Annotated in this window: 28 protein-coding genes; 20 read left to right on the forward strand and 8 right to left on the reverse strand. The window is 59.0% G+C overall.

Annotated elements, in window-relative coordinates:
- Window positions 1–3: 3 nt before the first annotated feature.
- The 8 genes from flgG to ACQZ40_RS02550 form a co-directional block, all read right to left on the reverse strand.
- Window positions 4–792: a flagellar basal-body rod protein FlgG gene (gene flgG, locus ACQZ40_RS02515; protein ID WP_004432499.1), complete on the reverse strand. Its 789-nt coding sequence runs from the start codon at window positions 790–792 to the stop codon at window positions 4–6.
- A gap of 18 nt (window positions 793–810) precedes the next feature.
- Window positions 811–1,146, reverse strand: a complete 336-nt coding sequence (locus ACQZ40_RS02520) for a flagellar hook-basal body complex protein FliE (RefSeq protein WP_020811276.1) — start codon at window positions 1,144–1,146, stop codon at window positions 811–813.
- Window positions 1,143–1,562, reverse strand: a complete 420-nt coding sequence (flgC, locus tag ACQZ40_RS02525) for a flagellar basal body rod protein FlgC (protein WP_004432501.1) — start codon at window positions 1,560–1,562, stop codon at window positions 1,143–1,145. Before flgC ends, ACQZ40_RS02520 begins: the two co-directional genes overlap by 4 nt.
- 3 nt (window positions 1,563–1,565) lie before the next feature.
- Window positions 1,566–1,958 (reverse strand): flagellar basal body rod protein FlgB, encoded by a 393-nt coding sequence (gene flgB / locus ACQZ40_RS02530; RefSeq protein ID WP_004432502.1) that lies wholly within the window; start codon window positions 1,956–1,958, stop codon window positions 1,566–1,568.
- Window positions 1,959–2,129: 171 nt separating this feature from the next.
- On the reverse strand, window positions 2,130–2,654 hold the full coding sequence (locus ACQZ40_RS02535) for a hypothetical protein (protein WP_374996852.1): 525 nt from the start codon (window positions 2,652–2,654) through the stop codon (window positions 2,130–2,132).
- Window positions 2,655–2,696: 42 nt separating this feature from the next.
- Entirely contained in the window at window positions 2,697–4,103 is a 1,407-nt protein-coding gene (fliI, locus tag ACQZ40_RS02540) for a flagellar protein export ATPase FliI (protein WP_078051257.1), read from the reverse strand.
- An 11-nt stretch (window positions 4,104–4,114) separates the two neighbouring features.
- The gene (gene flgF / locus ACQZ40_RS02545; protein WP_448747342.1) at window positions 4,115–4,849 is read right to left on the reverse strand and encodes a flagellar basal-body rod protein FlgF; all 735 of its coding nucleotides are present in this window, start codon (window positions 4,847–4,849) and stop codon (window positions 4,115–4,117) included.
- A 1-nt stretch (window position 4,850) separates the two neighbouring features.
- A complete protein-coding gene (locus ACQZ40_RS02550; RefSeq protein ID WP_448747376.1) occupies window positions 4,851–5,630 on the reverse strand; it encodes a DUF1217 domain-containing protein in 780 nt (259 codons plus the stop codon).
- Between the two features lie 186 nt (window positions 5,631–5,816).
- Here ACQZ40_RS02550 and motA point away from each other — a divergent pair, with 186 nt between their 5' ends.
- From motA to fliQ, 20 genes are all read left to right on the forward strand, one after another.
- Window positions 5,817–6,689, forward strand: coding sequence for a flagellar motor stator protein MotA (gene motA, locus ACQZ40_RS02555; protein WP_020010426.1), 873 nt, complete (start codon window positions 5,817–5,819; stop codon window positions 6,687–6,689).
- Window positions 6,686–7,645 (forward strand): FliM/FliN family flagellar motor switch protein, encoded by a 960-nt coding sequence (locus ACQZ40_RS02560; RefSeq protein ID WP_065654455.1) that lies wholly within the window; start codon window positions 6,686–6,688, stop codon window positions 7,643–7,645. The genes motA and ACQZ40_RS02560 overlap by 4 nt, the downstream gene beginning before the upstream one ends.
- A gap of 64 nt (window positions 7,646–7,709) precedes the next feature.
- Window positions 7,710–8,249, forward strand: coding sequence for a flagellar motor switch protein FliN (gene fliN / locus ACQZ40_RS02565; protein WP_065654454.1), 540 nt, complete (start codon window positions 7,710–7,712; stop codon window positions 8,247–8,249).
- Window positions 8,250–8,276: 27 nt separating this feature from the next.
- Window positions 8,277–9,320: a flagellar motor switch protein FliG gene (gene fliG / locus ACQZ40_RS02570; protein WP_020811423.1), complete on the forward strand. Its 1,044-nt coding sequence runs from the start codon at window positions 8,277–8,279 to the stop codon at window positions 9,318–9,320.
- Window positions 9,321–9,448: 128 nt separating this feature from the next.
- Complete coding sequence (flhB, locus tag ACQZ40_RS02575) at window positions 9,449–10,531, forward strand: flagellar biosynthesis protein FlhB (RefSeq protein ID WP_004432517.1); 1,083 nt, start codon at window positions 9,449–9,451, stop codon at window positions 10,529–10,531.
- A 5-nt stretch (window positions 10,532–10,536) separates the two neighbouring features.
- On the forward strand, window positions 10,537–10,974 hold the full coding sequence (locus ACQZ40_RS02580; protein WP_004432518.1) for a hypothetical protein: 438 nt from the start codon (window positions 10,537–10,539) through the stop codon (window positions 10,972–10,974).
- A gap of 308 nt (window positions 10,975–11,282) precedes the next feature.
- A complete protein-coding gene (locus tag ACQZ40_RS02585; protein ID WP_448747343.1) occupies window positions 11,283–12,575 on the forward strand; it encodes a flagellin N-terminal helical domain-containing protein in 1,293 nt (430 codons plus the stop codon).
- Window positions 12,576–12,888: 313 nt separating this feature from the next.
- Entirely contained in the window at window positions 12,889–13,545 is a 657-nt protein-coding gene (locus ACQZ40_RS02590) for a hypothetical protein (RefSeq protein ID WP_174035621.1), read from the forward strand.
- On the forward strand, window positions 13,542–14,849 hold the full coding sequence (locus ACQZ40_RS02595; protein WP_448747344.1) for a MotB family protein: 1,308 nt from the start codon (window positions 13,542–13,544) through the stop codon (window positions 14,847–14,849). Before ACQZ40_RS02590 ends, ACQZ40_RS02595 begins: the two co-directional genes overlap by 4 nt.
- On the forward strand, window positions 14,846–16,123 hold the full coding sequence (motC, locus tag ACQZ40_RS02600; protein WP_125144810.1) for a chemotaxis protein MotC: 1,278 nt from the start codon (window positions 14,846–14,848) through the stop codon (window positions 16,121–16,123). The genes ACQZ40_RS02595 and motC overlap by 4 nt, the downstream gene beginning before the upstream one ends.
- Entirely contained in the window at window positions 16,120–17,481 is a 1,362-nt protein-coding gene (gene fliK / locus ACQZ40_RS02605) for a flagellar hook-length control protein FliK (protein ID WP_448747345.1), read from the forward strand. Before motC ends, fliK begins: the two co-directional genes overlap by 4 nt.
- The gene (locus tag ACQZ40_RS02610) at window positions 17,429–17,995 is read left to right on the forward strand and encodes a lytic transglycosylase domain-containing protein (protein WP_059760571.1); all 567 of its coding nucleotides are present in this window, start codon (window positions 17,429–17,431) and stop codon (window positions 17,993–17,995) included. The genes fliK and ACQZ40_RS02610 overlap by 53 nt, the downstream gene beginning before the upstream one ends.
- Window positions 17,996–18,277: 282 nt before the next feature.
- Complete coding sequence (locus ACQZ40_RS02615) at window positions 18,278–18,949, forward strand: response regulator transcription factor (RefSeq protein WP_004432529.1); 672 nt, start codon at window positions 18,278–18,280, stop codon at window positions 18,947–18,949.
- Between the two features lie 105 nt (window positions 18,950–19,054).
- On the forward strand, window positions 19,055–20,350 hold the full coding sequence (locus ACQZ40_RS02620) for a flagellar hook protein FlgE (RefSeq protein WP_065654448.1): 1,296 nt from the start codon (window positions 19,055–19,057) through the stop codon (window positions 20,348–20,350).
- A 22-nt stretch (window positions 20,351–20,372) separates the two neighbouring features.
- A complete protein-coding gene (gene flgK, locus ACQZ40_RS02625; protein WP_065654447.1) occupies window positions 20,373–21,851 on the forward strand; it encodes a flagellar hook-associated protein FlgK in 1,479 nt (492 codons plus the stop codon).
- A 3-nt stretch (window positions 21,852–21,854) separates the two neighbouring features.
- Complete coding sequence (locus ACQZ40_RS02630) at window positions 21,855–22,958, forward strand: flagellar hook-associated family protein (protein ID WP_065654446.1); 1,104 nt, start codon at window positions 21,855–21,857, stop codon at window positions 22,956–22,958.
- A 34-nt stretch (window positions 22,959–22,992) separates the two neighbouring features.
- Complete coding sequence (flaF, locus tag ACQZ40_RS02635; RefSeq protein WP_004432537.1) at window positions 22,993–23,337, forward strand: flagellar biosynthesis regulator FlaF; 345 nt, start codon at window positions 22,993–22,995, stop codon at window positions 23,335–23,337.
- The gene (gene flbT, locus ACQZ40_RS02640; RefSeq protein ID WP_003503362.1) at window positions 23,334–23,783 is read left to right on the forward strand and encodes a flagellar biosynthesis repressor FlbT; all 450 of its coding nucleotides are present in this window, start codon (window positions 23,334–23,336) and stop codon (window positions 23,781–23,783) included. Before flaF ends, flbT begins: the two co-directional genes overlap by 4 nt.
- Window positions 23,774–24,244, forward strand: coding sequence for a flagellar hook assembly protein FlgD (gene flgD, locus ACQZ40_RS02645; RefSeq protein ID WP_065654445.1), 471 nt, complete (start codon window positions 23,774–23,776; stop codon window positions 24,242–24,244). The genes flbT and flgD overlap by 10 nt, the downstream gene beginning before the upstream one ends.
- A 48-nt stretch (window positions 24,245–24,292) precedes the next feature.
- On the forward strand, window positions 24,293–24,559 hold the full coding sequence (gene fliQ / locus ACQZ40_RS02650; RefSeq protein WP_003503352.1) for a flagellar biosynthesis protein FliQ: 267 nt from the start codon (window positions 24,293–24,295) through the stop codon (window positions 24,557–24,559).
- The last annotated feature ends 98 nt before the right edge of the window (window positions 24,560–24,657 follow it).

A 24,657-nucleotide genomic window follows, 5' to 3' on the forward strand; every position in this document is an offset into this window, starting at 1 on the left:
TTCTTACTTCAGGTTCTTGCTGACAATCGAAGCCATTTCGTCAGCGGTGGTGATGACCTTGGAATTCATCTCGTAGGCGCGCTGCGCCGTGATGAGGTCGGTGATTTCCTTGACGGCGTCGACGTTCGAGCCTTCGAGGTAGGATTGCTTGATGTAGCCATAGCTCGGATCGTCGGGCACGCCGATGACGGCGTCGCCGGAGGCCGGCGTCTGGGCAAAGAGGTTGTCGCCGAGCGGCTTCAGGCCGGCTTCGTTGGCAAAGTTGGCGATGGTGAGCTGGCCGAGTTCGGTGAATTCCGTGGCATTGCCGATACGGGCGGTCACCTGGCCCGTGCGGGTAACGGTGATGTCCTGCGCATCGGTCGGGATATTGATGTTCGGAATGACGTTATAGCCATCGATCGTCACGAGATTGCCGTCAGCATTCTTGTTGAAGGCGCCGGCGCGGCTGTAGAGCGTCGAACCGTCCGCCGCCTCGATCTGGAACCAGCCCTGGCCGATGATCGCCACGTCCAGCTTGTTGCCGGTCTCGATCAGGTTGCCCTGGGTGTGGATGTTGCGCACGGCCGAGGTCTGCACGCCGAGGCCGATATTGGCGCCTTCGGGCACGATCGCCTGGTTGGCGCGGTTCGGCACGCCCTGCATGCGCTCGGTCTGGTAAAGAAGATCGGTGAACTCCGCACGCGCGCGCTTGTAACCGGTGGTGTTGATATTGGCGATGTTGTTGGCGATGACTTCCAGATTGGTCTGCTGGGCGTCCATACCGGTGGCAGCGATGGCAAGAGCTCTCATGTCAATATTCCTGCTGGGCTAGATCTGCATCTTGGTAATGTCGAGATAGGCCGACACGATCTTGTCTCGGAGCGCGATGGCGGTTTGCAGCGACTGTTCGGCCGAAAGCATGGCATCGACCACTTCACGCGTATTCGCCTTGCCCTGAATGCCTTCGAAGGAAGCGACTTCCGCCTTCTTCAGATTGTTCATCGCATCCACCGAGATATTGCCGAGAACGCTGGCGAAGCTTGCGCCCGTCTGCTGGGCGGGCGTCGTCTGCTCGCTGCCGAAAACGCTTTCCGTCAGCGAGGAAATGCCGCTTGCGCCGCGGGTGAGCGAAAGGGAACTGACTTGTTTGATACCGTCGATCATTGCGATGCCTTCAGAAGGTCGATTGTGGAGGCGACGAGGTCGCGTGTCTGGCGGATGACCTGAAGATTGGCGTCGTAGCTGCGGTTTGCTTCGCGCATGTCCGCCATTTCGATCAGGATGTTGACGTTCGGCATCTTCACCATGCCGTTGCTGTCGGCGGCCGGGTTGCCGGGATCGTACTCGTTGACGAAATCGCCACGGTCGACGCCGAGCTTTTTCACCGTCACGCGTTCCACGCCGCTGACGCGGTCCAGCTCTGAACCGAAAGTGATGGTCTTGCGGCGATAGGGGTCGGCGCCGGGGGTGTCGCCGGTCGATCGGGCGTTGGCGATGTTTTCGGAGACGATGCGCAGTCGTGTGGACTGCACTTCCAGGCCGCTGCCGGCAATCTTGCTCGCCGCACTCAAGGGATCCATGGCTTACCTCTTAACCGTCATCAGCATCATGCGATGGAAGGATTTGACGAGATTGGCGTTCAGCTCGTACTGCCGCTTGATCTCGCCGGTCTTGGTCATTTCTTCCGCAAGCGCGACCGAATTGCCCGATTCCTGCATGCCGATCTCGTTATTGACCGGGTTGTCGCGCACCGCGATATTGTCGCTGAGTGTGCTCTCGCCGAAGTGGGCAGGGTTGGTCCTCGCCATGCCGACCTGCTGGCTGGTGGCCTGCATGACCGCTTCGAAAGGGCTGACATCCTTGGCGCGGAACTTGGGTGTGTTGGCGTTGGCGATGTTGGTCGCCACGACTTCCTGCCGCACGCTCAGCCATTCCGCTTGGCGGGATGCCAGATCGAACAGTTGAATCGGTTGCATAGACTTCTCCATCTCGTATGGCCCGAACCTACGGGGCTAATCTTGCGTCAGACTTGCGGAGAGGGGAGAAGGCGTGGAACGGCGCAAGACGCCGATATGGATGCGGCCTGCCAAAAACAAAAAAGGCGCGCCGGCAGATGCGGCGCGCCTTTTGAACCAGAGAAAAATCTTTTATTTTTCAGGACGATAGGTCTTGCCGGAAGACGTCTCTATCAGCCATTCGCCGTTGCGCTGTTCGATCTTCGTCAGCAACGCATTGTCCGGCAGGGTCGAACCGACCCTCACCATATACATGCCCGAACCGTCCTCGATCAGGGCGCGCCCGTTGGAAACATGCAGCAGACGGAAGGAGGTCTGGCCGGGGAACGGTTGGTCCTCGATTCCGGCTGCCAGATTGTTCTGCTTTTCCTTGCCGCCTGCGTTCACGGTCGCCGTCGTCAGCATGTCGGGCAACTCCGCCGGCGGCGGGGTGTCTTCCTTGTTGCGATTGGTCATGGCCATCGGCGAAACGCTGAAGACTTCCCGCGGGCCGGTATGGGGCAGATCGCGGGTGCGGTCGCCGCCCGCCACTTTCATGCCGAACTTTTCTTCGTTGAAGAAAACGTACCAGGGAAAGAAGGCTGCTGCGGCAGCAAGCGTAATGCCTGTCCATGCGAGAATACGGTCAGGCGTGAAGAAAGCGGGCTTGGGCAGCACGTCTTCATCATGGCTATCGTTGGTCCGTTTTTTCTTCACGGGTCAGCCTCTCGCTCTGGGAGTTACCTGCGGCTGACCGTTCTGCGCGCCGCTCCGCAAGGCGGTCGCCAGATCAGCATAGGCATCCTGCGCCGCCGGTTCGTTCGGCAGCTGCTTTAACGTTTCGTAGATGATCGGAACCTGCTTCACCGCCATGTCGAGATCAGGATCGGTGCCGGGCCGATAACCGCCGATGAGGCGAAGATCGCGCGTTTCCTCGAAGCGATGCACCAGCGCCTTGAGGCGCGACACCAGCTTTTCCTGATCCGGTGTCCAGGCCTTCTTGGCGAGACGCGAGATCGAGGCGAGCGGATTGATCGGCGGGTAACGGCCTTCTTCGGCAAGGCTGCGGTCAAGCACGATATGGCCATCGAGAATACCGCGCGTCGAATCGGCAATCGGGTCGTTGTGATTGTCGCCATCCACCAGAATGGAGACGATAGCGGTGATGGTGCCGGTGCCTTCCGCGCCCGGTCCTGCCCGCTCCAGAAGGCGCGGCAGTTCGGTGAAGACCGAGGCCGGATAGCCGCGCGCCACCGGCGGCTCGCCCGAAGCGACCGCCACTTCGCGGATGGCATGGGCAAAGCGCGTCACGCTGTCGATGATCAAGAGGACATTGTCGCCCTGATCGCGAAAATGCTCGGCGATGGTGACGGCGGAAAGCGGCGCCATCTTGCGCAGCATCGGGCTTTCATCGCTCGTCGCGACAACGGCGATGGACTTGCTCATATTCTCGCCCATCGTGTCTTCGATGAATTCGCGCACTTCACGGCCGCGTTCGCCGACAAGAGCAATCACCACCTTGTCGAAGGCGTCTGCCTTGGCGAGCATCGACAGCAGCGTGGATTTGCCCACACCGGAACCGGCGAAAATGCCGAGGCGCTGGCCGAGGCAAAGCGGCGAGAAGATATCGATTGCCCGCACACCGGTCTTGAAAGGCGTCTCCACCCTTTTGCGCGTCATTGAGGGCGGCGCATTGTTGGAAATCGAACGGCGCTCGATGCCTGATGCCAGCGGCCCCTGGCCGTCGATCGGTTCGCCGAGCGCATTGATGGTGCGGCCGCACCAGCTATCGTCGGGCGAGACGCGGAAGGCGCCCTTGCGGATGACGGTGTCGTGAATGCCGATCGGCTCGCCGGGCTCGATGGGGCAGACATAGCAGATGTCCGGCTCCACGCGCACGACTTCGCCGAGATGAATGCCGGTCGCGCTGCGATGGGCGACGAATTCTCCGAGCCGCACATGCCGTGACAGGCCGGAAACCGTATAGTGCCCGGCGGCGATGGTGCGGACATGCCCGCCATGCGCCACCGAAAACTCCGGATCGGCATAATGCCCGGCCAAGCTGGCGAGCTGTGCGAGCTTCGGTGAAATGGCGTCAGCCGAGAGCATGGATTCCGGCATTGTCATTACTCAGTTCCTCAACGCGCGCCGCCAAGCGTCTTGATGCCTTCGCCGAAGGTCGATTCGGTATCGCGCATCAGCGAGGAGATGCTTTCAAAGGCGCGGTTGACCTGAATGAGCTGGGTCATCTGGGAAATGCCGTTGACGTTCGACTGTTCGAGATAACCCTGAACGACGCCGACTTCATGATTGTTGATCACCGGAACCGGCTGGGCCACCGGCTTCACGCCGCTATTGGGATGACGCAGGAACCCTTGCGAGAAATCCGCCTGGAAGATGCCGAGGGTGGCGACGATGTTTTCGTTCTGCCGGATGGCGCCATCGAGACCGACGGTGATCGGGCCGCCATTCGGATTGAGCTGTATCGGACCGCCGCCGGCATCGAGAACGGGATAACCGTTCGAGGAGATGAGCGCGCCGTCCGGACGCATGGTGAAGCGGCCGTCGCGGGTCAGAATCTGGCCATCGGGCGTATCCAGCGAAAACCAGGCGTCGCCCTTGATGGCGAAATCGAAGGAGTTGCCGGTCTGCTCGAAAGCGCCCTGACGGGTGGAAAGATAGTCGTTGCCCTGCGAAACGAAAGCCACCCTGGCATTCATGTCATTGTGGTTCTTGGCGACCATTTCGTCGAATTTCACTTCGGAGCCGCGGAAGCCGACCGTGTTCACATTCGCCATATTGTCGGAAATGGTGGTGAGACGGCGCTCCAGCGCGATCTGCGAGGACAGGGCGACGTATAGTCCGGATTGCATATCATTTGCCTCCGAGTTTCAGGGAGTTGATGGAGATCAGCAGGTCCGGGGAAATGCCGTAGCCGCTGGAGGAGCCGAAAACGGCAAGAGGATCATAGGTCGTGGAGGGGTTCTGCATTTCCCACATGATGGTGAAACGCTCGAGCAGCTTGCCGACCTTTTCGGGATCCTGCAGATCATTGATATCGATGGCTTTTTCGATGAGCGCCGCCTGTTTGTCGACATCGGCGGCTGCAAACTCGTCGGGAAGGTTGTAGGCCGTGCGAAACACCTGCGCGAGCGCATCGTCCGCCAGAAAGTCGAGGCCGGATGTAATGGTTGACGCCTTGCGTTCGAAATAAAGGGCAAGCCGGACGCCGTTATTGTCGTCGCCCGCTTCCTGTTCCAGCGTCTGGCGGGTGTATTTGCCGATGACGCCCGATTTGGCGGCCTCGGTGGAGGTCGCCGCGGCCCCCAGGCCGGCAAAATCCAGCGACTTCGCAAAATCCGCATAACGGCTGTCGGAGAGCTTGTTGGCGAAGGCGTCCTTGTCCGAGGTGCCTTCCGTCAGCACCTTGCGGATGAAGGCCTTCGCATAGGCCATATCCTCGAGCCCGTGGGCCTTCAGCGCGTAATTGTAAAGGCGCGTATCGGCCATGAAGTCGTCGATGGATTTCACATCGCCGATCTTCGCGCGGTAATATTCGGTCTCGCGCGCCACGTCGGGCTGCTCCGACACACGCTCAAGCGATTTGCCGATATCCTGACTGATCAGTCTGTAGCTGGTGTAGGTGGAAGTCACTGAACCGCCGCTCTCGTTTGATCCCGATCTCAAGGCGCACGTCCGCCTTTGCCGGCATAGTGCCGTGGCTTGCTTGTGCGAAACTGGCTGGAGGCGGCAGCGCGGGAGAGGCTTTGCGGACAGGTTCACGCAAGCCACATTTTTTAGACATGGGGGCATGGAACACTGTTCGGGCGTGGTCGATCAATGAATATTGTAATTGGACTTATAATCACCTTCGGCTGCATCATCGGCGGCTATATGGCGATGGGCGGTCATCTGGACGTGCTTGTTCAGCCGTTCGAATTGATGATCATTGGCGGCGCCGGTCTCGGCGGCTTCATCATGGCGAACCCCATGAAGGTCGTGAAGGACTCGGGCAAGGCGCTCGGCGAGGCCTTCAAGCATTCGGTCCCGAAGGAGCGAAACTATCTCGACGTGCTCGGCGTGCTTTATTCGCTGATGCGCGATCTGCGCACGAAATCGCGCAACGAGATCGAGGCCCATATCGACAATCCGGAAGAATCCTCGATCTTCCAGAGCGCGCCCTCGGTTCTGAAAAACAAGGAACTGACCTCGTTCATCTGTGACTATGTCCGCCTCATCATCATCGGCAACGCCCGCAGCCACGAAATCGAGGCGCTGATGGATGAGGAAATCGAGACCATCCTGAACGACAAGCTGAAACCTTACCACGCGATCACCACCATGGGCGATTCTTTCCCCGCCATCGGTATCGTCGCGGCGGTTCTCGGCGTCATCAAGGCCATGGGCAAGATCAACGAATCGCCGGAAGTGCTGGGCGGCCTGATCGGTGCTGCACTCGTCGGCACCATGCTCGGCATCATCCTGTCCTATTCGATCTGCAACCCGCTGGCGTCCCAGGTCAAGATCGTCCGCACCAAGCAGCACCGCCTGTACATCATCGTCAAGCAGACGCTGATCGCCTACATGAACGGCTCGGTGCCGCAGGTCGCGCTCGAATACGGCCGCAAGACCATCTCCAACTACGAGCGGCCGTCGATTGACGCCGTCGAACAGGAGATGATGAACCCCGGCGGCGAAAACAAGGCGGCATGACGATGGCAAAAGCTGCAGCGCAACAAGCACCCGCCATCGACACCGCCCTTCTCGCAAAATTGACGGGAGGGCTGTCCGACCGCAAGACAATCGCCAAGATCGGTTCCGATATCGGCCATCTCTACAGCGAATTCCTGCCTGATATCTTCCACAGCGAGACCGGCATCGCAATCGACGTCGAATATGTCGGCTCCGAATCGGGACTGATGACCGACCTGATCGCCAATGTCGGGCGCAATGTCGCGGTTGCCGATTGTTCCCTGCGCAACTGGTGCCCCAATTTCATGATGACGGTCGGCAACGGCTTCGTCATCGCGCTCATGGAGCGCATGCTGGGCGCGTCGCCGGACATGATCGGCGAACCGGACGAGCGCAGCCTGTCCCATATCGAGCTCGACCTCGCGGCCATGGTTCTTGGCCGCATCGCAGGCGTCCTGCGCTCCGGCGTCAACGCGCCGGGCGGTTTTGAAGCGACCATTGAGCCGCCCTTCAATTCCAACGGAAAGAGCGCCTTCGACGAGATGATCGCTGGCCTCTACGGCGTGACCATCCGCATGAAGATCGTTATCGGCAAGGTATCCTCGGAATTCTCGCTGATCGTGCCGCAGCGCCCCCTGCTCAAGACCTCCATCGTTGCCCCCAAGGCTTCAGCCCAGGCGCTGAAGAAGCAGGAGGAATGGATGGAGATGATCTCGGAGCAGGTGAAGCGGTCGCAGGTCACGCTCGAGGCGCGCATCAAGCTTGAAACACTGACGCTCAGGACGATTTCCAAGCTGGTGGCCGGTGATGTCATCCCGTTCCAGGCTCTGAAGCAGGACGATATCGGCGTCGAGGTCAGCGCCAACGGTTCCAAGCTCTACAATTGCGAATTCGGCAAGTCCGGCGACCGCTACATGGTTCGGGTGAAGAACAATGTCAGCACGGACGACGAGATCTTACGACATTTGATGGGTTAAATCCTGCCTGGCCTTTTCGGGTTCTGGGCAGGCTGACGCAAGTTTCAAAGGGAATAATCAGCGCATGGCTACGAAGAAAACACCTGTGACCGATGATGCGGCGTTGCCGTCGTTTGAAGACGGCGGCGACCTCGACCAGGCTATCGGCGATCTGCGTGGCGTCCTCAAGACGGATGCGGAAGGTTCGCTCTCCGATTTCGGCGACTTCGGCGATTTCGGCAGCACGGACGAGGTCTCGACGGATACCGACCTTTCCGCTTTCGGTGGCGGAACGGCCGATTTTGGGATGGATGATTTTGCCGCCGCCCCGCAGGTTGCGGGCGTTAAGGCGCCGCTTGGCAGCGGATTGTCCGAAAACATGGAAATGATCATGGACATCCCGATCGATGTCCAGATCGTGCTTGGCACCAGCAGAATGCTCGTTTCGGGGCTGATGAGCCTTGAAGAGGGCGCAACGATCGCGCTTGATCGCAAGATCGGCGAGCCGGTCGAGATCATGGTGAATGGCCGCCGTATTGCGCGCGGTGAAATAACGGTTCTGGAAGACGACGATACGCGCTTCGGCGTAAAATTGATTGAAGTACTGAGTACAAAGAAAGCCTGATCCCTGTGGGGACGGAGAGGAAAGACCATGATGGACTTCGAGGATTTCGGTAACCCCCTGGCAGGGAAACCGTTGTCTCAGGCCGACAAGGCGGCCGCGGTGCTTCTTGCCATGGGCAAGGGCGTCGCCGGCAAGCTGCTGAAATTTTTCACGCAGCACGAATTGCAGATGATCATTTCCTCGGCCCAGACCCTGCGTGTCATTCCTCCCGATGAGCTTGCCCAGATAGTCGCCGAATTCGAAGACCTGTTCACCGAGGGAACGGGCCTCATGGACAATGCCAAGGCAATCGAGAGCATTCTCGAAGAGGGCCTCACCCCTGAAGAGGTGGACAGCCTTCTTGGCCGTCGCGCGGCCTTCCAGGCCTATGAAGCGTCGATCTGGGACCGCCTGCAGGAAGCTGAGCCGGAATTCGTCGGCAAGTTCCTGCTGCGCGAACATCCGCAGACCATCGCCTATATCCTCTCCATGCTGCCTTCTTCCTTCGGCGCTAAGGTTCTCCTGACCATTCCGGAAGAGCAGCGCGCCGATATCATGAACCGTACCGTCAATATGAAGGAAGTCAGCCCGACGGCTGCCCAGATCATCGAGAAGCGTGTGGTCAACCTCATCAACGAAATCGAGGCCGAGCGTAATGCCGGCGGTTCCACGAAGGTTGCCGATCTGATGAACGAACTGGACAAGCCGCAGGTCGATACGTTGCTCAGCTCGCTCGAGACGCTCAGCAAGGAAGCCGCAAACAAGGTCAAGCCGAAGATCTTCCTCTTCGACGACCTCATGTTCATGCCGCAGCGCAGCCGCGTCCTGCTGCTCAACGATGTCTCGGCCGATGTTCTGACGATGGCGCTGCGCGGCGCCACGATGGAAATCAAGGAATGCGTGCTCTCCAGCATCAGCCCGCGCCAGCGCCGCATGATCGAATCGGACCTTGCGGTGCCGCAGGCCTCGATCAACACCCGCGAAGTGGCAATCGCACGCCGCGCCGTCGCGCAGGAAGCGATCCGGCTGGCCAATTCTGGCCAGATCCAGCTGAAGGAAGCTTCCGCGGAGGAACAACCGGCCGCCGCTTGAGCGGAAGCCGGTTGATAACCCGCCCTTACGGCGGAAGCGGCCATTGCGATGGCCGGTCACGGACGCTAGTTTCGGGGATGACGGCCTGCCGGGATCGGCGGGCCTTTTTTTGATCCCGGAGACGTGCCTTGGCAGACGATCAGGACAAGGACAGTAAAACAGAAGCCCCGACGGAGAAAAAACTCCGCGATGCGGCGGAAAAGGGCAATCTTCCCTTTTCCCGCGAAGTGCCGATCTTTGCCTCCTCGCTTGCCTTTTATTGTTACCTGGTCTTCTTCCTGCCCGATGGCGCCGGTCGTCTTGGCGTCACATTGAAGGACCTGTTTGGCCAGCCGGAACAGTGGGACCTCAGCACCCGGCCGGATGCCCTGTCGCTATTGTATTTTCTCGGCACCTCGATGGCCTATCTGCTCATGCCGGCGATGATCATGTTCATCGTCTTCGGGCTTGCCTCGTCGTTTTTCCAGAACCTGCCGTCGCCGGTGCTTGAGCGGGTGCGTCCGCAATGGTCGCGCGTCTCGCCGGCGAAGGGCTTCACGCGCATCTATAGCAAGCAGGGCTTCGTTGAATTTGGCAAATCCGTATTCAAGATCATGATCGTTTCGGTCATCATGTTCCTTGCCCTGCGTGGCGATTTTTACAGCCTCATCGATCTGATGTTCTCCGATCCGCAGGTGATTTTCGTCCGCGTCGTCGAGATCGTCAAAAAGATGATGGTCGTTATTCTGCTTTCGACCGCGCTGCTTGCCGCCGTCGACGTTTTGTGGACGCGCCACCACTGGTTCAGCCAGCTGAAGATGACGAAGCATGAGGTGAAGGAAGAATACAAGCAGTCGCAGGGCGACCCCGTGGTCAAATCCCGCCAGCGCTCCATCGCCCGCGACCGTGCCCGCCGCCGCATGATCAACAATGTGCCGCGCGCCACACTCGTCATCGCCAACCCGACACACTTTGCGGTGGCGCTGCGTTATGTTCGCGAAGAAGGCGACGCACCTGTCGTCGTCGCCAAGGGTCAGGACCTTATCGCATTGAAAATCCGCGAGATTGCGGAAGAAAACAATATCCCCGTTTTTGAAGACCCGCCGCTTGCACGCTCCATGTTTGCGCAAGTCTCGGTAGATAGTGTGATTCCACCAGTCTTTTACAAGGCTGTGGCTGAGCTCGTTCACCGGGTTTACGCCATGAAGTCATCGAAAATACGGGTTCAATAAAACCAATGAAAAAATCCGCCTATTCCGAACAGCGGGAAATGATCGTCGCAGAGGCGATCAACCCGATTGCCACCGAACTTCGATTGTTAGACCCGGCCGACCTGATTTCGCTGCTTCGATTCGAGTGCTACGGCAGTATCGCCGACCTCGTTTCATCGGCTGCGGAGCTTTATTATCATCCCGGTACGATCAATTTCGGCGCCGGCGGCGAATATAAGCTCGAATGGGAAGGCGCGCCGGAGATCGTTCTCGATCTCGAACTGAAGCCGAAGGGCGCCACGGTCTATGCGCGATTGACGCTCGCCAACGAACATGCGGCGATTGAAATCAATCACGTCTCGTTTCAGAATCCTTCGGAAAATCCGGACGAGAACACCGAGTTTCTTCGTCAAAGCCTGACGGCTGCCCGATTCGTGCCCACCCGTCAGGGCGAAGCGGCTTAACCGGATCACCCGCTCCCTATTTCCGTCATCTCCGTTGCGCGCGCCGAAATCGCGGGCGCAGCAGCCTCATTCCGGTGCGTTTTAATCCGAGCTTGCCTGAAGCCTGCCGGTTTATGCGAAACCCGGCTGCGAAAGCGAGGAACGCCTTGCAAATCAGTCTCGTTGTTTGTTACCTATCGTATTAACGATTTGTTAACGAACGGCAGGTCGCGGTGGTCGGTTCAGACCATTGCCGATGCGCATGATGCCCCTGCTCGTTGTCGGCACAGCGCCGGATTTTTTCTTAAATTTTGAGTTGGGTGGACCCCATGACCAGCATTTTGACCAATGCGGCGGCAATGGCCGCGCTGCAAACCCTGCGGATGATCGACAAGAATCTGGAAACGACGCAGGCGCGCGTGTCTTCAGGCTATCGTGTCGAGACTGCGGCGGACAACGCGGCCTACTGGTCCATTGCAACGACAATGCGCTCCGACAATAATGCGCTTTCGGCCGTGCAGGATGCTTTGGGTCTGGGCGCCGCCAAGGTCGATACCGCCTATGACGCGCTTGAAAGCACGATCGAGGTCGTCAAGCAGATCAAGGCCAAGCTCGTCGCCGCCTATGGCGTGGGTGCCGACCGCAGCAAGATTCAGGATGAAATCAAGCAGCTTCAGGAACAGCTGAAGAGCATCTCCGAATCGGCCTCCTTCTCGGGTGAAAACTGGCTGCAGGCCAGTATCAGCAACGGTGGCACGCCTCCGGTTGAAGAATCGATCACCAAAAAGGTTGTTGCATCCTTCACCCGCACTGGCTCGGGCAATGTCGGGGTCACCACCGTTGACTACACGCTCGACAGCAGCACCGTCCTGTTCGACCTCAGTGGCGGAAAGCTCGGCATTCTCGACAAAAACGCCGTTTTCGTCAGCAAGACGGAATATGAAGTCACCCAGACCTCGACGACCGCCGGCACGGCGACGCAGGCGGGTTTTGTCGTACCGAAGCTCACCGACGCAGAAATCGGCGCGCTGAATGCCGCAACGACGGATACGAATACGGATCCGAATGTCTATAGCGACGGCACCGCCAATTATCTCCGCCTTGCCGAAAATGTATGGGTCAAGGTGACGGGGACGGATCCGTCGAGCGGCGGCACCACCGTTTCTCCTGCCTATCGCGACACCAGCAGCAACGACTGGTTTTACGATACCAGCAGCGGAGCGGCTTCAGCCGCTCGTTCCCTCGGCTTTTCCGTTTCCACCCTCGATCTCGGCAATCTCGATATCGTTGCCGCGGCCATGGGCGGTTTTGCCGCCGGTGGCACGACCTATACCGACGCAGACGCCATCGACATGATGATGTCCTTCGTCGACGGGCAGCTTGAGGCGATGACCAGCACGGCTTCCAGCCTGGGTTCGCTGCAGAGCCGCATCAGCATGCAGGACAACTTCGTTTCCAGCCTGATGGATGTGATCGACAAGGGCATCGGCCGTCTCGTCGATGCCGACATGAACGAGGAATCGACCAGGCTGAAGGCGCTGCAGACGCAGCAGCAGCTCGGCATCCAGGCGCTCTCCATCGCCAACGCCAATGCGGAAAATATCCTCCAGCTCTTCAAGTAATGGCTCTGGCCGGCGTTGGCACGCGGGGATGAATTGGCGCAGGCTTCCTGATCGAGCCCGCCTTCATCCTCGCACAAGTTTGAACACCTAACGTCGGGTCAATATGGGGCGGATCGCATGGCGTGATCCGGCCGGGAAACATGGAAGAGACGGGCAGGGTAGCGAGGATGACGGTGGTGCCGCCAAACGGCTTAGAGCATTTCCAGGAAAAGTGGACCCCGGTTTTCCGTCCGGAAATGCGGCGAGGCTTTTGCGATTCGCGCGGGCAACGAAACATGTCTGGCCCCTTTCTCCTGTTTTGCCGGGGGCAGGCATGAGCGCGTCCATTGCACGGTTTCTCAAGGACTTCGGTGAAGCGCAACCGCAACCGGCGGCGCAGACCTTCGGCGACCCGTTGGCCGATACGGATTTCCTGTCCGGTTTTGCCGATGGCGCTTCAGGTTTCGACGAATTTGCTCCCGTCGATGTGGAGAGCGAGAAGCAGGCGGCCTATGACCGCGGCCGCGAAGATGCTGCCCGCGAGATCACCGAGAAGATGCAGGCGGAGCGGGAAGAGCTGATCGCCGCCCATGCGGCCGAGCTGGAGGCCCTGCGTTCGGGGCACCTCGAAGAAATTGCGGCTTCCCTGTCCCGTGGTCTGCGCGAGGGTATCGACGCGATTGCGGCCAATCTCAGCGAACAGACCGCCAATATCCTTGCTCCGGTCCTGACGGAAAAGCTGTCGCTGAAGGCAGTCTCGGCGCTGGCGGATGTGGTGCGTAGCGCCATGCCGGATGGCGAAGGGGTCACGCTTGTCGTGAAAGGCCCGAAAGATTTGTTCGAGCGGCTGAAGACGCAGCCGGGCTTTGAAGAAGAAACGATGAAATTTACCGAGACCACCGATATCGATCTTTCCGTCGAGTTGGGTGAAAGCGTGTTCGTGACGCGCATGTCCGCCTGGGCGTCCAGTCTTCGCAAGGTGATGAAATGAGTGAAGGCGAAAATCACCACCACGGTAAAAACGAGATCATCATCGTCAAGCGCCACAAGGGCGGTCATGACGGCGCCCATGGCGGTGCGTGGAAAATCGCCTATGCCGACTTCATGACGGCGATGATGGCGTTCTTCCTCGTCATGTGGCTGGTCAATGCCGCCAATGAGGAAACCAAGGCCTCGGTCGCCAGCTATTTCAACCCGATCAAGCTGTCCGATGAGAAACCCTCGTCCAAGGGGCTGGAAAAGCCGGTGGACAAGGAAGAGGGCGTCCAGAAGAAGGACCAGTCCAACATCCAGGCGGAAAAGGTCACCAAAGGCTCGGCCGCGGCAACTGGCGAAGACCTGACCTCGCAGACCGGTGAGCAGTCGAACTTCTCCGAAGCCGACTTTTTCGAAAATCCCTATTCCGTGCTGGCGGAAATCGCCCAGCAGGTGGGACAGCAGGCCAATGTCAGCGCCAAGGGCGAGGGCGGCGCCGCCGATTCCGGCCCGGCGACCGGCGCTAGCGGCGGTGAAGCCTATCGCGATCCGTTCGATCCTGATTTCTGGACCCAGCAGGTGAAAATCACCCGCGCCGATCAGCCGCAGAAACCGGTCGAACAGCAGCGAGTCGCCGAGAACAAGCAGGAGGATGCGGCCGAAAACGCTCAGGCGGTCGCGCTCAAGGCGTCCGAGACACTGGCCGACAAGGCGGAAGACGGCAAACCGATGGAAGTCGCCGCCGTTGTGCCGCAGCAGCGCCCCGGTGCGGCCGAGCAGGCAGCGCTTGCACAGCCAAAGCCGGACGAGCCGCGCCAGGCGAGCGATGCAGAGCAAAAGGCCAGCGACGCCGACTGGGAAAAGGCCGACACGCTGCGCGAAGAGATCGAGAAGCAGATATCCGGCATTACCGGCAAGCTTTCCGAAGGTCTGGTGGTGACGCCGGCCGAAGGCGGATTGCTGCTCACCATTTCCGACCAGACGGAAACGCCGATGTTCAATATCGGATCGGCCGTTCCCCGGCGTGAAATGGTTCTGGCCATGGAAAAAATCGGCAAACTGCTTCAGGAGCGCGGTGGCAGCGTGGTGATACGCGGCCATACCGACGGACGGCAGTTCAAGGGCGAGGCCAATGACAACTGGCGGCTTTCCATGGATCGCGCCCATAGCGCCTATTACATGCTGGTGCGCGGCGGCCTGTCGGAAGAGCGGGTAAAGCAGGTCTCGGGTTTTGCGGACCGCAGATTGCAGGTGCCGGCGGACCCTCTGGCGGACGCTAACCGCCGCATCGAAATTCTGCTTGAGGCCGATCGGGGGTGAGTGTGACGAAAACCTCGAAACGCTGGCTTCTTCTTGCGGCGACGCTTTGCGGTCTCGGCTCCGAGCCGGGCAGGGCGTTTTCGCAGTCGCAAGATAATCTCATGCCTTATGCCATGCTGCGCTCACTGCAATTCGTGCAGGATTCGGTCGCCATGGGCGACCATTCCGCTTCGGAAATGCAGCGGTTTCTACTCCAGACCATCGACGAGCGGCTGAAGAGCGCGCCTTCGGCGATCTTCAAGGATCCGCGCAATGTCGATGCGGCGCTCATCTATGCGATGAGCGGCGGCAATCCGGCCACGCTGGAACTGCTGGTCGCGCGCGATGTGGATGGCAATTTCGACAGCCGCGTTGCCGATATCCTGCGCAAATACCTCTCCGGCAAGGGAACGCTTGTCGCGCAGAGCATTGCGGCGATGGTGCCGGAATATCGCGGCAAGCGGATTGGCGCCTACCTTGCGCTGATCGGCGGCAATGTGACGATCCCGCGCGATCCGCTGGCGGCGCTTGGTTTTTACGATATCGCCCGGCTCGAAGCGCCGGGTACCATCGTCGAGGAGGCCGCATTGCGCCGTTCGCTCGCCATCGCGGTCGAGGACGGCGATGCGGCACGCGGCGTCGAATATGCGCAGCGTTATGCGCGGCGGTTCCTGCATTCGCCCTATGCCAGCCAGTTTGCGGACCTTCTGGTCTCGCTGGTGGTCAAGCGCGCCGATTCCATCGGGGAGGAGGCGATACAGGAAACCTTCGCCATGATGGATACCGAGAGGCAGAAGGAAGCCTATCTGCGGCTTTCCCGCCTCGCGGCGATCAGCGGCAAGGATTCGCTGGCGCGCATGGCGGCTTTGAAGGCGAAGGCGCTATCTCCTGCGCTGCCGGGTGAGCCGGAAGTACAGGCAAATCTCTATGAAAGCCTTTCCAACATCGGCACGCCCGATGTGGTGAGCGCAATCGAGACAATAGGGCAGATTCCCGAAGCGCAGCTTTCGGATCGGGACAGGGCCTTGCGGGAGGCGGCAAGAGCGATTGCCGAGCAGGTGGTTCGTCCTCCTTCTCCGCAGTCCGGCGTCGAGGCCGACACTGCGGCCACGAAGGACACCGGGCGGAATGCGCCCGAAAACGAAGCGAACGCTGCCGATGCAAGAAGCATATGGCGGGTCGAAACCCAGAAGGCTGACGATGAGGGCGACAACGTGCGGCAACTCGTGACGAGCGGTCGCAGCAAGCTCGATGAAATCGACAGCCTGTTGAAGAAAGGCGAGGGGGCACCATGATCGACGCAGCCATCAATGCGATAATGAATGCGCCGCCATCCGATCCGCGCGCCGGCAGCGCCAGCGTCAGGGACGACGCCAAGGGCGGCAGTTTCGGCGATGTCCTTTCCACGGTTCGGGACGAGCGCCCGCCGCAGGCGCTGCATTCGCGGCATCAGCAGGACGAGAACCCGGCTGAAGAGCAGCAGGCGCAGCCCGATGGCGAGGCGGAAAAGATGGATGTCCCGGTCAAGCGGCCCGCAACATTTCTCAATGTGATCGTCAACGAGCATGCCGGCGAAGGTCGTGCCCAGGAGACGGTGGCCGAGTTTCAAAACGCCGTGAAAACGGCCCGCACAACGCCGGAAAACGGCAAGACCGGCAAGAAGCTCAAGGACGACGCCGACAAGGACGCCGAGGTGACGGACGATACGATCGATCCGAAGCTGGCGGAACTGCGGCTGGTGACAGCCAATACCGCCGATATGGCGACGGCCAAGACACCGCTTGAGGAAATTGCACAGGCGATTGCCGGCAAGGCCGACGCGGTGAAATCAGACCGCGCTGAACCTGTCCGAGGCAAGGTCGAGCATTCGGTCAAGGACATGCCGACAGGGATCGCACCAGCCGGTAACGAGGCGGGTTCTGCTTCGGAAAACGAGGGGGATGCCTCGGCATTCCGTTTTTCGTCTCCGCGCTCAGGCGCGGCGCGGGCTCTGGATATGAGCACCGTTCAGCGTGAAGGCCGTGTCGAGTTCGATGCACGCGAAAGCACCGGCAAGGCGACCGACACCATAACGGTTCTCGATTCGCGGCGGTTCATCGGCCTGGCGCCCTCGACCAACGCGTCGGCCCTGACCGGCCTGATCGTCAACGATCCGGAATGGGTGAGCGCCATGCAGCCCGGTTCGTCGCTGTCCAATGCGGCGGCTCAGAGCAGCACCGGCAAGGTCGTCCATACGCTGAAGCTGCACATGACGCCGATCGAGCTTGGATCGGTGACAATGTCGCTGCGGCTTGCCGGTGACGAGCTTGCCGTTCACATGACGGTGGAGAGTGTTGCGGCCTATAAAAAGCTCCAGGAAGACAGCAAGAGCATCCTCGATGGTCTCAAGGCGCAGGGTCTGACGGTCGATAACATCACCATCAGCATCGCTTCTTCCGACAAGAGTGACCAAACGGGCACACAAGGCAACAATCAGCAAAATCAGCAGGCGCAGCAGCAGGGTCAGCAGGCCGCCGCCGGGCGCAACCGTGACGAGTCCGGAGCACGGGGCGACCGGCAAGGCAATGGCGATAATTTGGGGGTGCATAATGAAGGCATGGATGGCGTTTCTGGCTCTGCCCGCTCTTCTGCTGACAATGGCGTCTACCTCTGAGAACGCGTCCGCTTCGGCAACGTCAGGTGTCTGTGAAAGAGAGATCCAGTCGGCGGCCCGCAAATATGGCGTGCCGGAGGGAATTCTCTATTCGGTGGGGCTGACCGAAACGGGCCGCAAGGGGCGTCTCGACCCCAACGCCATGAATATCGAGGGAAAACCGGTATTTGCCTCCTCCACCGAGGAGGCTTTGACCACTTTTGAAGCGGCGAAGCGCAACGGCGCCAAGCTGATCGACCTCGGATGCATGCAGATAAATCATTACTTCCATGGCGAAAACTTCGCATCCGCACGGGAAATGTTCGATCCTCGCCGCAATGTGGAATATGCCGCCATGTTTCTGCGCAACCTCCACAACAGGCATGAAACCTGGACCATGGCGGTCGCGCGCTATCATGCCGGCCCCAACAATGATCCGGCGCAGAAGAAATATGTCTGTCGTGTCATCGCCAATCTGGTGGCGACGGGCTACGGAAAATGGACCGCCAACGCGAAAAATTTCTGCGACGGTTAACAACCTGAAATTGCTTTCAGGCGCCGCGGGACTCGTATTTTGAAATGTGGCGATAGATTGATCGAAAAAAGGCATTTCAAGCGGTTTTTTCGGAATTTTGAAATTTCTACACAAAAATTTTGTGCCATATATGGTTAATACCCACTATATATAGATCAAATCGGCACAAAATGGTTAATCAATTATTAATATCTATCGATGATTTCCTACAGTTGTCCCTGAATCGCCCGATTCGTACCAATGCCTCATTGGAAAACACCACACTGATTCGGAGGCGGACGAATGATCGTAGTGGTTGATGAGCGCGAGCTCGTTAAAGACGGCTATACATCTCTATTTGGGCGTGAGGGCATTCCCTCGACCGGGTTCGATCCGGTCGAATTCGGGGAGTGGGTCTCGACGGCGGCGGAAAGCGATCTTGCGGCTGTGGAAGCCTTCCTGATCGGCCAGGGCGACCGGAGCTTTTCTTTGCCGAAGGCGATCAGGGATCGCACGACGGCCCCGGTGATCGCGGTCAGCGACCAGCCCTCGCTGGAATCGACGCTGGCGCTTTTTGACAGCGGCGTCGACGACGTCGTGCGCAAGCCGGTACACCCTCGTGAAATCCTTGCACGAGCGGCGGCGATCCGTCGCCGATTGCAGGTCATCTCGAACTTCACCGATGCTGGACCGATCCGGGTTTTCTCCGATGGTCGCGACCCGGAAGTGGGTGGTGAAGTGTTCCCCTTGCCGCGCCGTGAGCGCCGCATCCTCGAATATTTGATCGCCAATCGCGGACGCCGCGTTTCCAAGGCGCAGATTTTCAATGCCATCTACGGCATCTTCGATGACGACGTCGAAGAAAACGTCGTTGAAAGCCACATCAGCAAGCTGCGCAAGAAGCTGCGTAAGAAGCTTGGCTACGATCCGGTCGATTCCAAACGTTTCCTCGGCTACAGCATTGATTGGCAATGATTTTCATTGACCCGCGTGGTCTTTTTCAAACGCGGTATTTCCGACAGCTTCACGCAAGCCAAACGCTTTACCTTCTCCCTGAAAGATGACCACGAGGGTTTTTGAATGAGTATTTTCGGCACTATGCGAACCGGTGTGTCCGGCATGAATGCGCAGGCGAACAAGCTGGGGACCGTGGGCGACAACATCGCCAATGCAAGCACCACCGGCTACAAGCGCGCATCGACGTCGTTCTCCTCGCTCGTTCTGCCCTCCTCGTCGGGCAGCTATGCGTCCGGCGGCGTGCAGTCCAACGTTCGCTACAGCATTTCGGAGCAGGGCAACCTCTCCTACACCACCTCCAGCACCGACCTTGCCGTTCAGGGCAACGGTTTCTTCGTGGTTCAGGACGGTGCAGGCACACCCTACCTCACGCGCGCTGGCTCCTTCCAGAAGAATTCGGAAGGTTATCTGGAGAATGCGGCAGGCTTCATGCTGATGGGTTACCCTTACGGCGCCAACCCGCCGGCTGCGGTCGTCAACGGCTTTACCGGCCTTGAAGCCATCAATATCAATGACTTCGGTCTGACGGCGTCTCCCTCCACACAGGGCAGCTTCCCGGCCAACCTTAATCGTGATGAGGCAATCGTTGCTGCGGGATCGCGCCCAAGTGCCAACGTCGCAACGTCGACGGTTGGCAGCAAGACGTCGCTCACGGCGTTCGACAGCGGCGGAGCCAAGGTTCTTTACGACTTCTATTACACGCGCATTGACAACGATGCGTCCGGCAATCCGCAGTGGGAAGTGTCCGTTTATCGTCAGGATCAGTCGACGGATGGCGGCTTCCCCTATACGGCAACCGCCCCGGCTACGCTCGTCAAGGAAACGGTCACCCTGACCTTCGATCCCGCCACCAACAAGCTCACCACCGGATCGGATAGCTCGATCACGATTAATGACAACAACAGCGGCGTGGCGCAGGCGATCGAGATCGACCTGTCGCAGATGACGCAGTTCTCCTCGAAGTTCACGCCTGGCACCGCTGTTCTGAACGGTAACGGCCCGAGCCAGATCAAGGACGTCGAAATCGGCAAGGATGGCCTGGTGACGGCGGTCTATCAGGATGGTGGTCGCCGCAATATCTACCAGCTGGCGCTAGCCACGGTGCCGAGCGTCGACAATCTCAGCCCGCAGAACGGTAACGTCTATCTGCCTAGCAACGAGTCGGGTGTCGTGACCATCGGCTTCGCGCAGACCGGCAGCTTCGGTTACATCCAGAAGGGCGCGCTGGAAGGCTCGAACGTCGATATCGCCAGCGAACTCACCGACATGATTGAATCCCAGCGTATCTACACAGCGAATTCGAAAGTCTTCCAGACTGGATCGGATTTGATGGACGTCCTGATCAATCTGAAGAGATAATACTTCTCACGAGGACAGATGAATGTCGCTCACGTCAGCAATGAATACTGCGCAGTCGATTTTCAATAATACAGGTAAGCAGACGGACGTTACCTCCAAGAACATTGCCAATGTCGGCAATGCTAACTACGTCAAGCGAACCGCCATTCTCGGCACGACCATGGCTGGAGCGAGTATCGTCTCCAACGGCCGTGCCCAGAATGAAAGTCTTCTCAGGCAGACGATTTCCAGCTCTTCTCTCGCTTCCGGCCAGAGTACGGTTCTGACCGGCCTTGAGGAAATGAAGAGCATTTTCGGCGGCAACGATTATGAGAGTTCGCCGGCCACCTATATGAAGGAACTGCTGAAGAGCCTGGACGCTTACGCCGCCAAGCCGAGCGATGCCGCTCTGGCCGCAACGGCCGTCACCTCGGCCACCGATGTTGCCAGTTCCCTGAACAAGGCCTCGAACGAATTGCAGGCGATGCGTCTGCGCGCCGACAAGGAAATCGCCCTTCAGGTCGACAAGCTGAACGGGCTGCTTGCGAAGTTCGAGGAAGCCAATAACGAGGTCAAGGCGCAGACGGCGATAGGCGGCGATCCAAGCGACGCTCTCGATCAGCGCGAGACGCTTCTGAAGGATATTTCCTCCATCATCGGCATCAATGTCGTCAATCGTCCCAACAACGATGTGGCGCTTTATACGACGGATGGCGCGACGCTGTTCGAAATCGTGCCGCGCAGCGTCACCTTCAAGACGCAGCCGGGCTATGATGCGACGACCACGGGCAACGCAATCTATGTCGATGGCGTAGCGCTGAAGGCAGGAAGCGGCAGCAACACGACGTCTGAGGGCTCGCTTCAGGGCCTGATGCAGGTTCGTGACGACCTGGCGCCGACGATGCAGAGCCAGCTCGACGAAATCGCCCGCGGCCTCATCACCATGTTTGCGGAAAAGCCGGCCGACGCGACCAGCGGCCTGCCGGATATGCCGGGTCTCTTCACCTACGGCTCGCCGGCGGCGACGACCATTCCGGCCGACGGGATTGTCTCTCCCGGGCTCGCAGCCAGCATTACCGTCAACCCGGCGTTAATTATTTCCAAAGGTGGCAATCCGGAATTGTTGCGCGATGGCGGTATCAACGGTACCGATTACGTGATCAATACCGCAGCGTCGGGGGGAACCGGTTTCTCCGAGCTGATCCGCAGCTATGTTACTGCTTTCGACGCGCCCATGAATTTTGCCGCGTCGACACGTATCGATACGAATACCAGCATCCTGAAATACGGCACCAACTCGATGGGGTGGCTCGAACAGGAACGTTCCGGCGCGACTTCTGCCAACGAAGCGAAAAGCGCGCTTTATGAGCGCTCCGCCACGTCCTATTCGAACAATACGGCGGTCAGTCTGGACGAGGAACTGTCGCTGCTCATGGATATCGAGCAATCCTACAAGGCCGCGACCAAACTGGTGACGACCGTTGACGAAATGCTCAAGTCCCTGATGGACATGGTGAGGTAAACGATGAAAACGTCATTCATTTCATCGCTGGCGATGCAGAACAGCATGCGCAGCACCATCCTCAAGGCTCAGCTCGAGATGACCAATCTCAATACCGAGCTGACGACGGGCAAGCATGCCGATCTCGGCGTGACGCTTGGCGCCAACACCGCCCGCAGCCTCGATCTCAATCGCGATATCGACCGCATCTCTTCGCTGGTGAGCGTCAATTCGATTGCAACGCAACGCCTCAAATCCTCGCAGACGGCGCTGGACGGCATGGCGCAGGCCGCACAGGAAATTCAGAAGGTTCTCGTCCCCAACACCAGCAGCGAAGCGCCAACGCTGACGACGGTTGCCAAAACCATCTCGAATGCCTTCAACAATTTCACCAGCTTCGCCAATACGGCGGTCAATGGCGAGTTTCTGTTCTCCGGCATCAATACGGATGTAAAGCCCGTCGATGACTATTTTGCTGAAGGGTCTACCCTGAAGGAAGCCTATGAGACCGAGCTGAACGCATTCATGGCGGCGCAGACGCCGGCGGTTGGCGACATCACCGGCCTGTCCAAGACCCAGGCCGAAGCCTTCATGACCCATATCGAAGGTGTGTTCAACGGCACCACGACGGTAACGAACCCGCCCCATAGCAGCCTGACGGCCGGCCAGAACTACGATTTCTGGACGACTTTCGGCTCCAAGGCGAGCGACACCAACATGACGAGCCGCATCAGCCAGAACGAGGTCGTGGAAACCTCCAGCAACAGCAATTCGCAGGGCATGCGTTATTTTGCACTGACGGCGATGACGGCGATGACCTTCCTCGACGAAAAGGTGGATAGCGGCGTTCGCGAAATGGTGGCGACCAAATCGGTGACCAATATCGGCACCGCCATCAGTGGCCTGAACCAGCAGCAAAGCCAGCTCGGCCTTTCGGAAAGCCGCGTTTCGAAGGCCAATGATTCGCTGGCAGCCCAGAAGAAGATCATCGAAACGCATCTGCTGGATATTGAGGGGATCGATACCTACGAGGCGAAGACCCGCCTCGATCTGCTGCAGCAGCAGATTGAAATCGCATACAGCCTCACGTCGCGTCTGCAAAAAATGAGTCTGGTGAACTACCTCTGATGAACAGGGGTGGCGGCAGATAAAGGATACATGAATGTACCAGTTTTCCTACGCCGAAATCATGGAGGATGGTGTCGCCAACGCGAAGGATCGCGAGCGGCAGGCGTTGACAAAATCGATCGACCTTCTGGTGGAGGCAAGGGATTCCTCTTCGCAGCGCCACACGATCGAAGCGCTTTTTTACACTCGACGGGTCTGGATTCGCTTCATTGAGGATCTCAAGCAACCCGACAACCAGCTTGCCATGGAGCTCAGGGCCAATCTGATTTCCATCGCGATCTGGATATTGAAAGAGTGCGAACTGATCCGGAAACGTCAGTCGACGAATTTCCAGGGCATAATTGACGTGACAACCATCATCAGGGATGGACTTAAATGAAAAGTACACTTCGGATTTCGCTGAAATCGGGCGAAAAGATTTTTATCAACGGCGCGGTTCTGCGTGTGGATCGCAAGGTGGCGCTCGAATTCCTGAACGATGTCACGTTTCTGCTTGAAAACCACGTTCTGCAGCCCGATCAGGCGACGACGCCGCTCAGACAGCTTTATTTCATCGCGCAGATGATCCTCATCAACCCGGAAGGGCGCGACCAGTCCACCAACATGTTCCGCAAGTCGGTCAGCATGCTCCTGAACTGCTTCCAGCATGACGAGGTTCTGGCGGAACTCAAGCGGATCGACGGGCTGGTTGCCTCGGGCAAGGCTTTCGAAGCGCTGAAGGCCATTCGCGGTCTCTACCCGATCGAGGAAAAAATCCTCAACAATCAGGAAATGACCCCCGCAACGATCGAGCAGATTCGCAAGGAGATAGCACCATGGCGGTAGATGCAGTCACTTCGGCAGCGTCAAATCCCTGGGCCAATGCCGGGGCGAGCAGCTCCGACGGCAGCGCGGCGTCGCTGAACTACGACAGCTTCCTGAAGCTCCTCATCGCCCAGATGAAGAACCAGGATCCGACCAGCCCGATGGATGCCGGCGAGCAGATGTCGCAGCTCGCAAGCTTCTCGCAGGTCGAGCAGACCATCAAGACCAACACCCATCTCAAGAGCATGCTGCAGGCGGAAGCCCTGACGCGCGCCTCCGATCTGGTCGGCAAGACGGTCAAGAGCGCCGACGACACCGTCACCGGCGTGGTGAAGGAAGTCGAGGTCTATTCGGACGGCGTTGTCGCCATCACCGAAGCTGGTGACAAGGTGCTGCTGCAGGCCGGCGTGACCTTCTCCAACGGCCCGATTACGAGTACATCTGATAGCGGAACCGATTCGGATAGCGCGACCGGTTCCTGACATTGAAGAGGCGGCATGACGCCGCCTTTCCGGATTAAGGATGCGACGATGAACGAGGCCGATGCGCTTGACATCATGCAGGCGGCTGTCTGGACGGTTCTCGTCGCGGCCGGTCCCGCGGTTCTCGCCGCCATGATCGTCGGTGTCGTCATCGCCTTCATTCAGGCCCTGACCCAGGTTCAGGAAATGACGCTGACCTTCGTTCCCAAGATCGTCACGATCATGCTCGTGCTCGGCGTCGCCGCGCCCTTTGTGGGCGCGCAGATATCGCTCTTTTCCAATCTCGTCTTTTCCCGCATCCAGTCCGGCTTCTGACGCCGTCCGCTGCGGATGCCACCTTCGCGCAAGCTTCAGCCGCTAGGGATAGGCGCAAAGCATCGGGCCGAATTGCGTGCGCTTTTCGAAAACCGTTG

The organism is Agrobacterium sp. 16-172Ci (assembly GCF_053522725.1).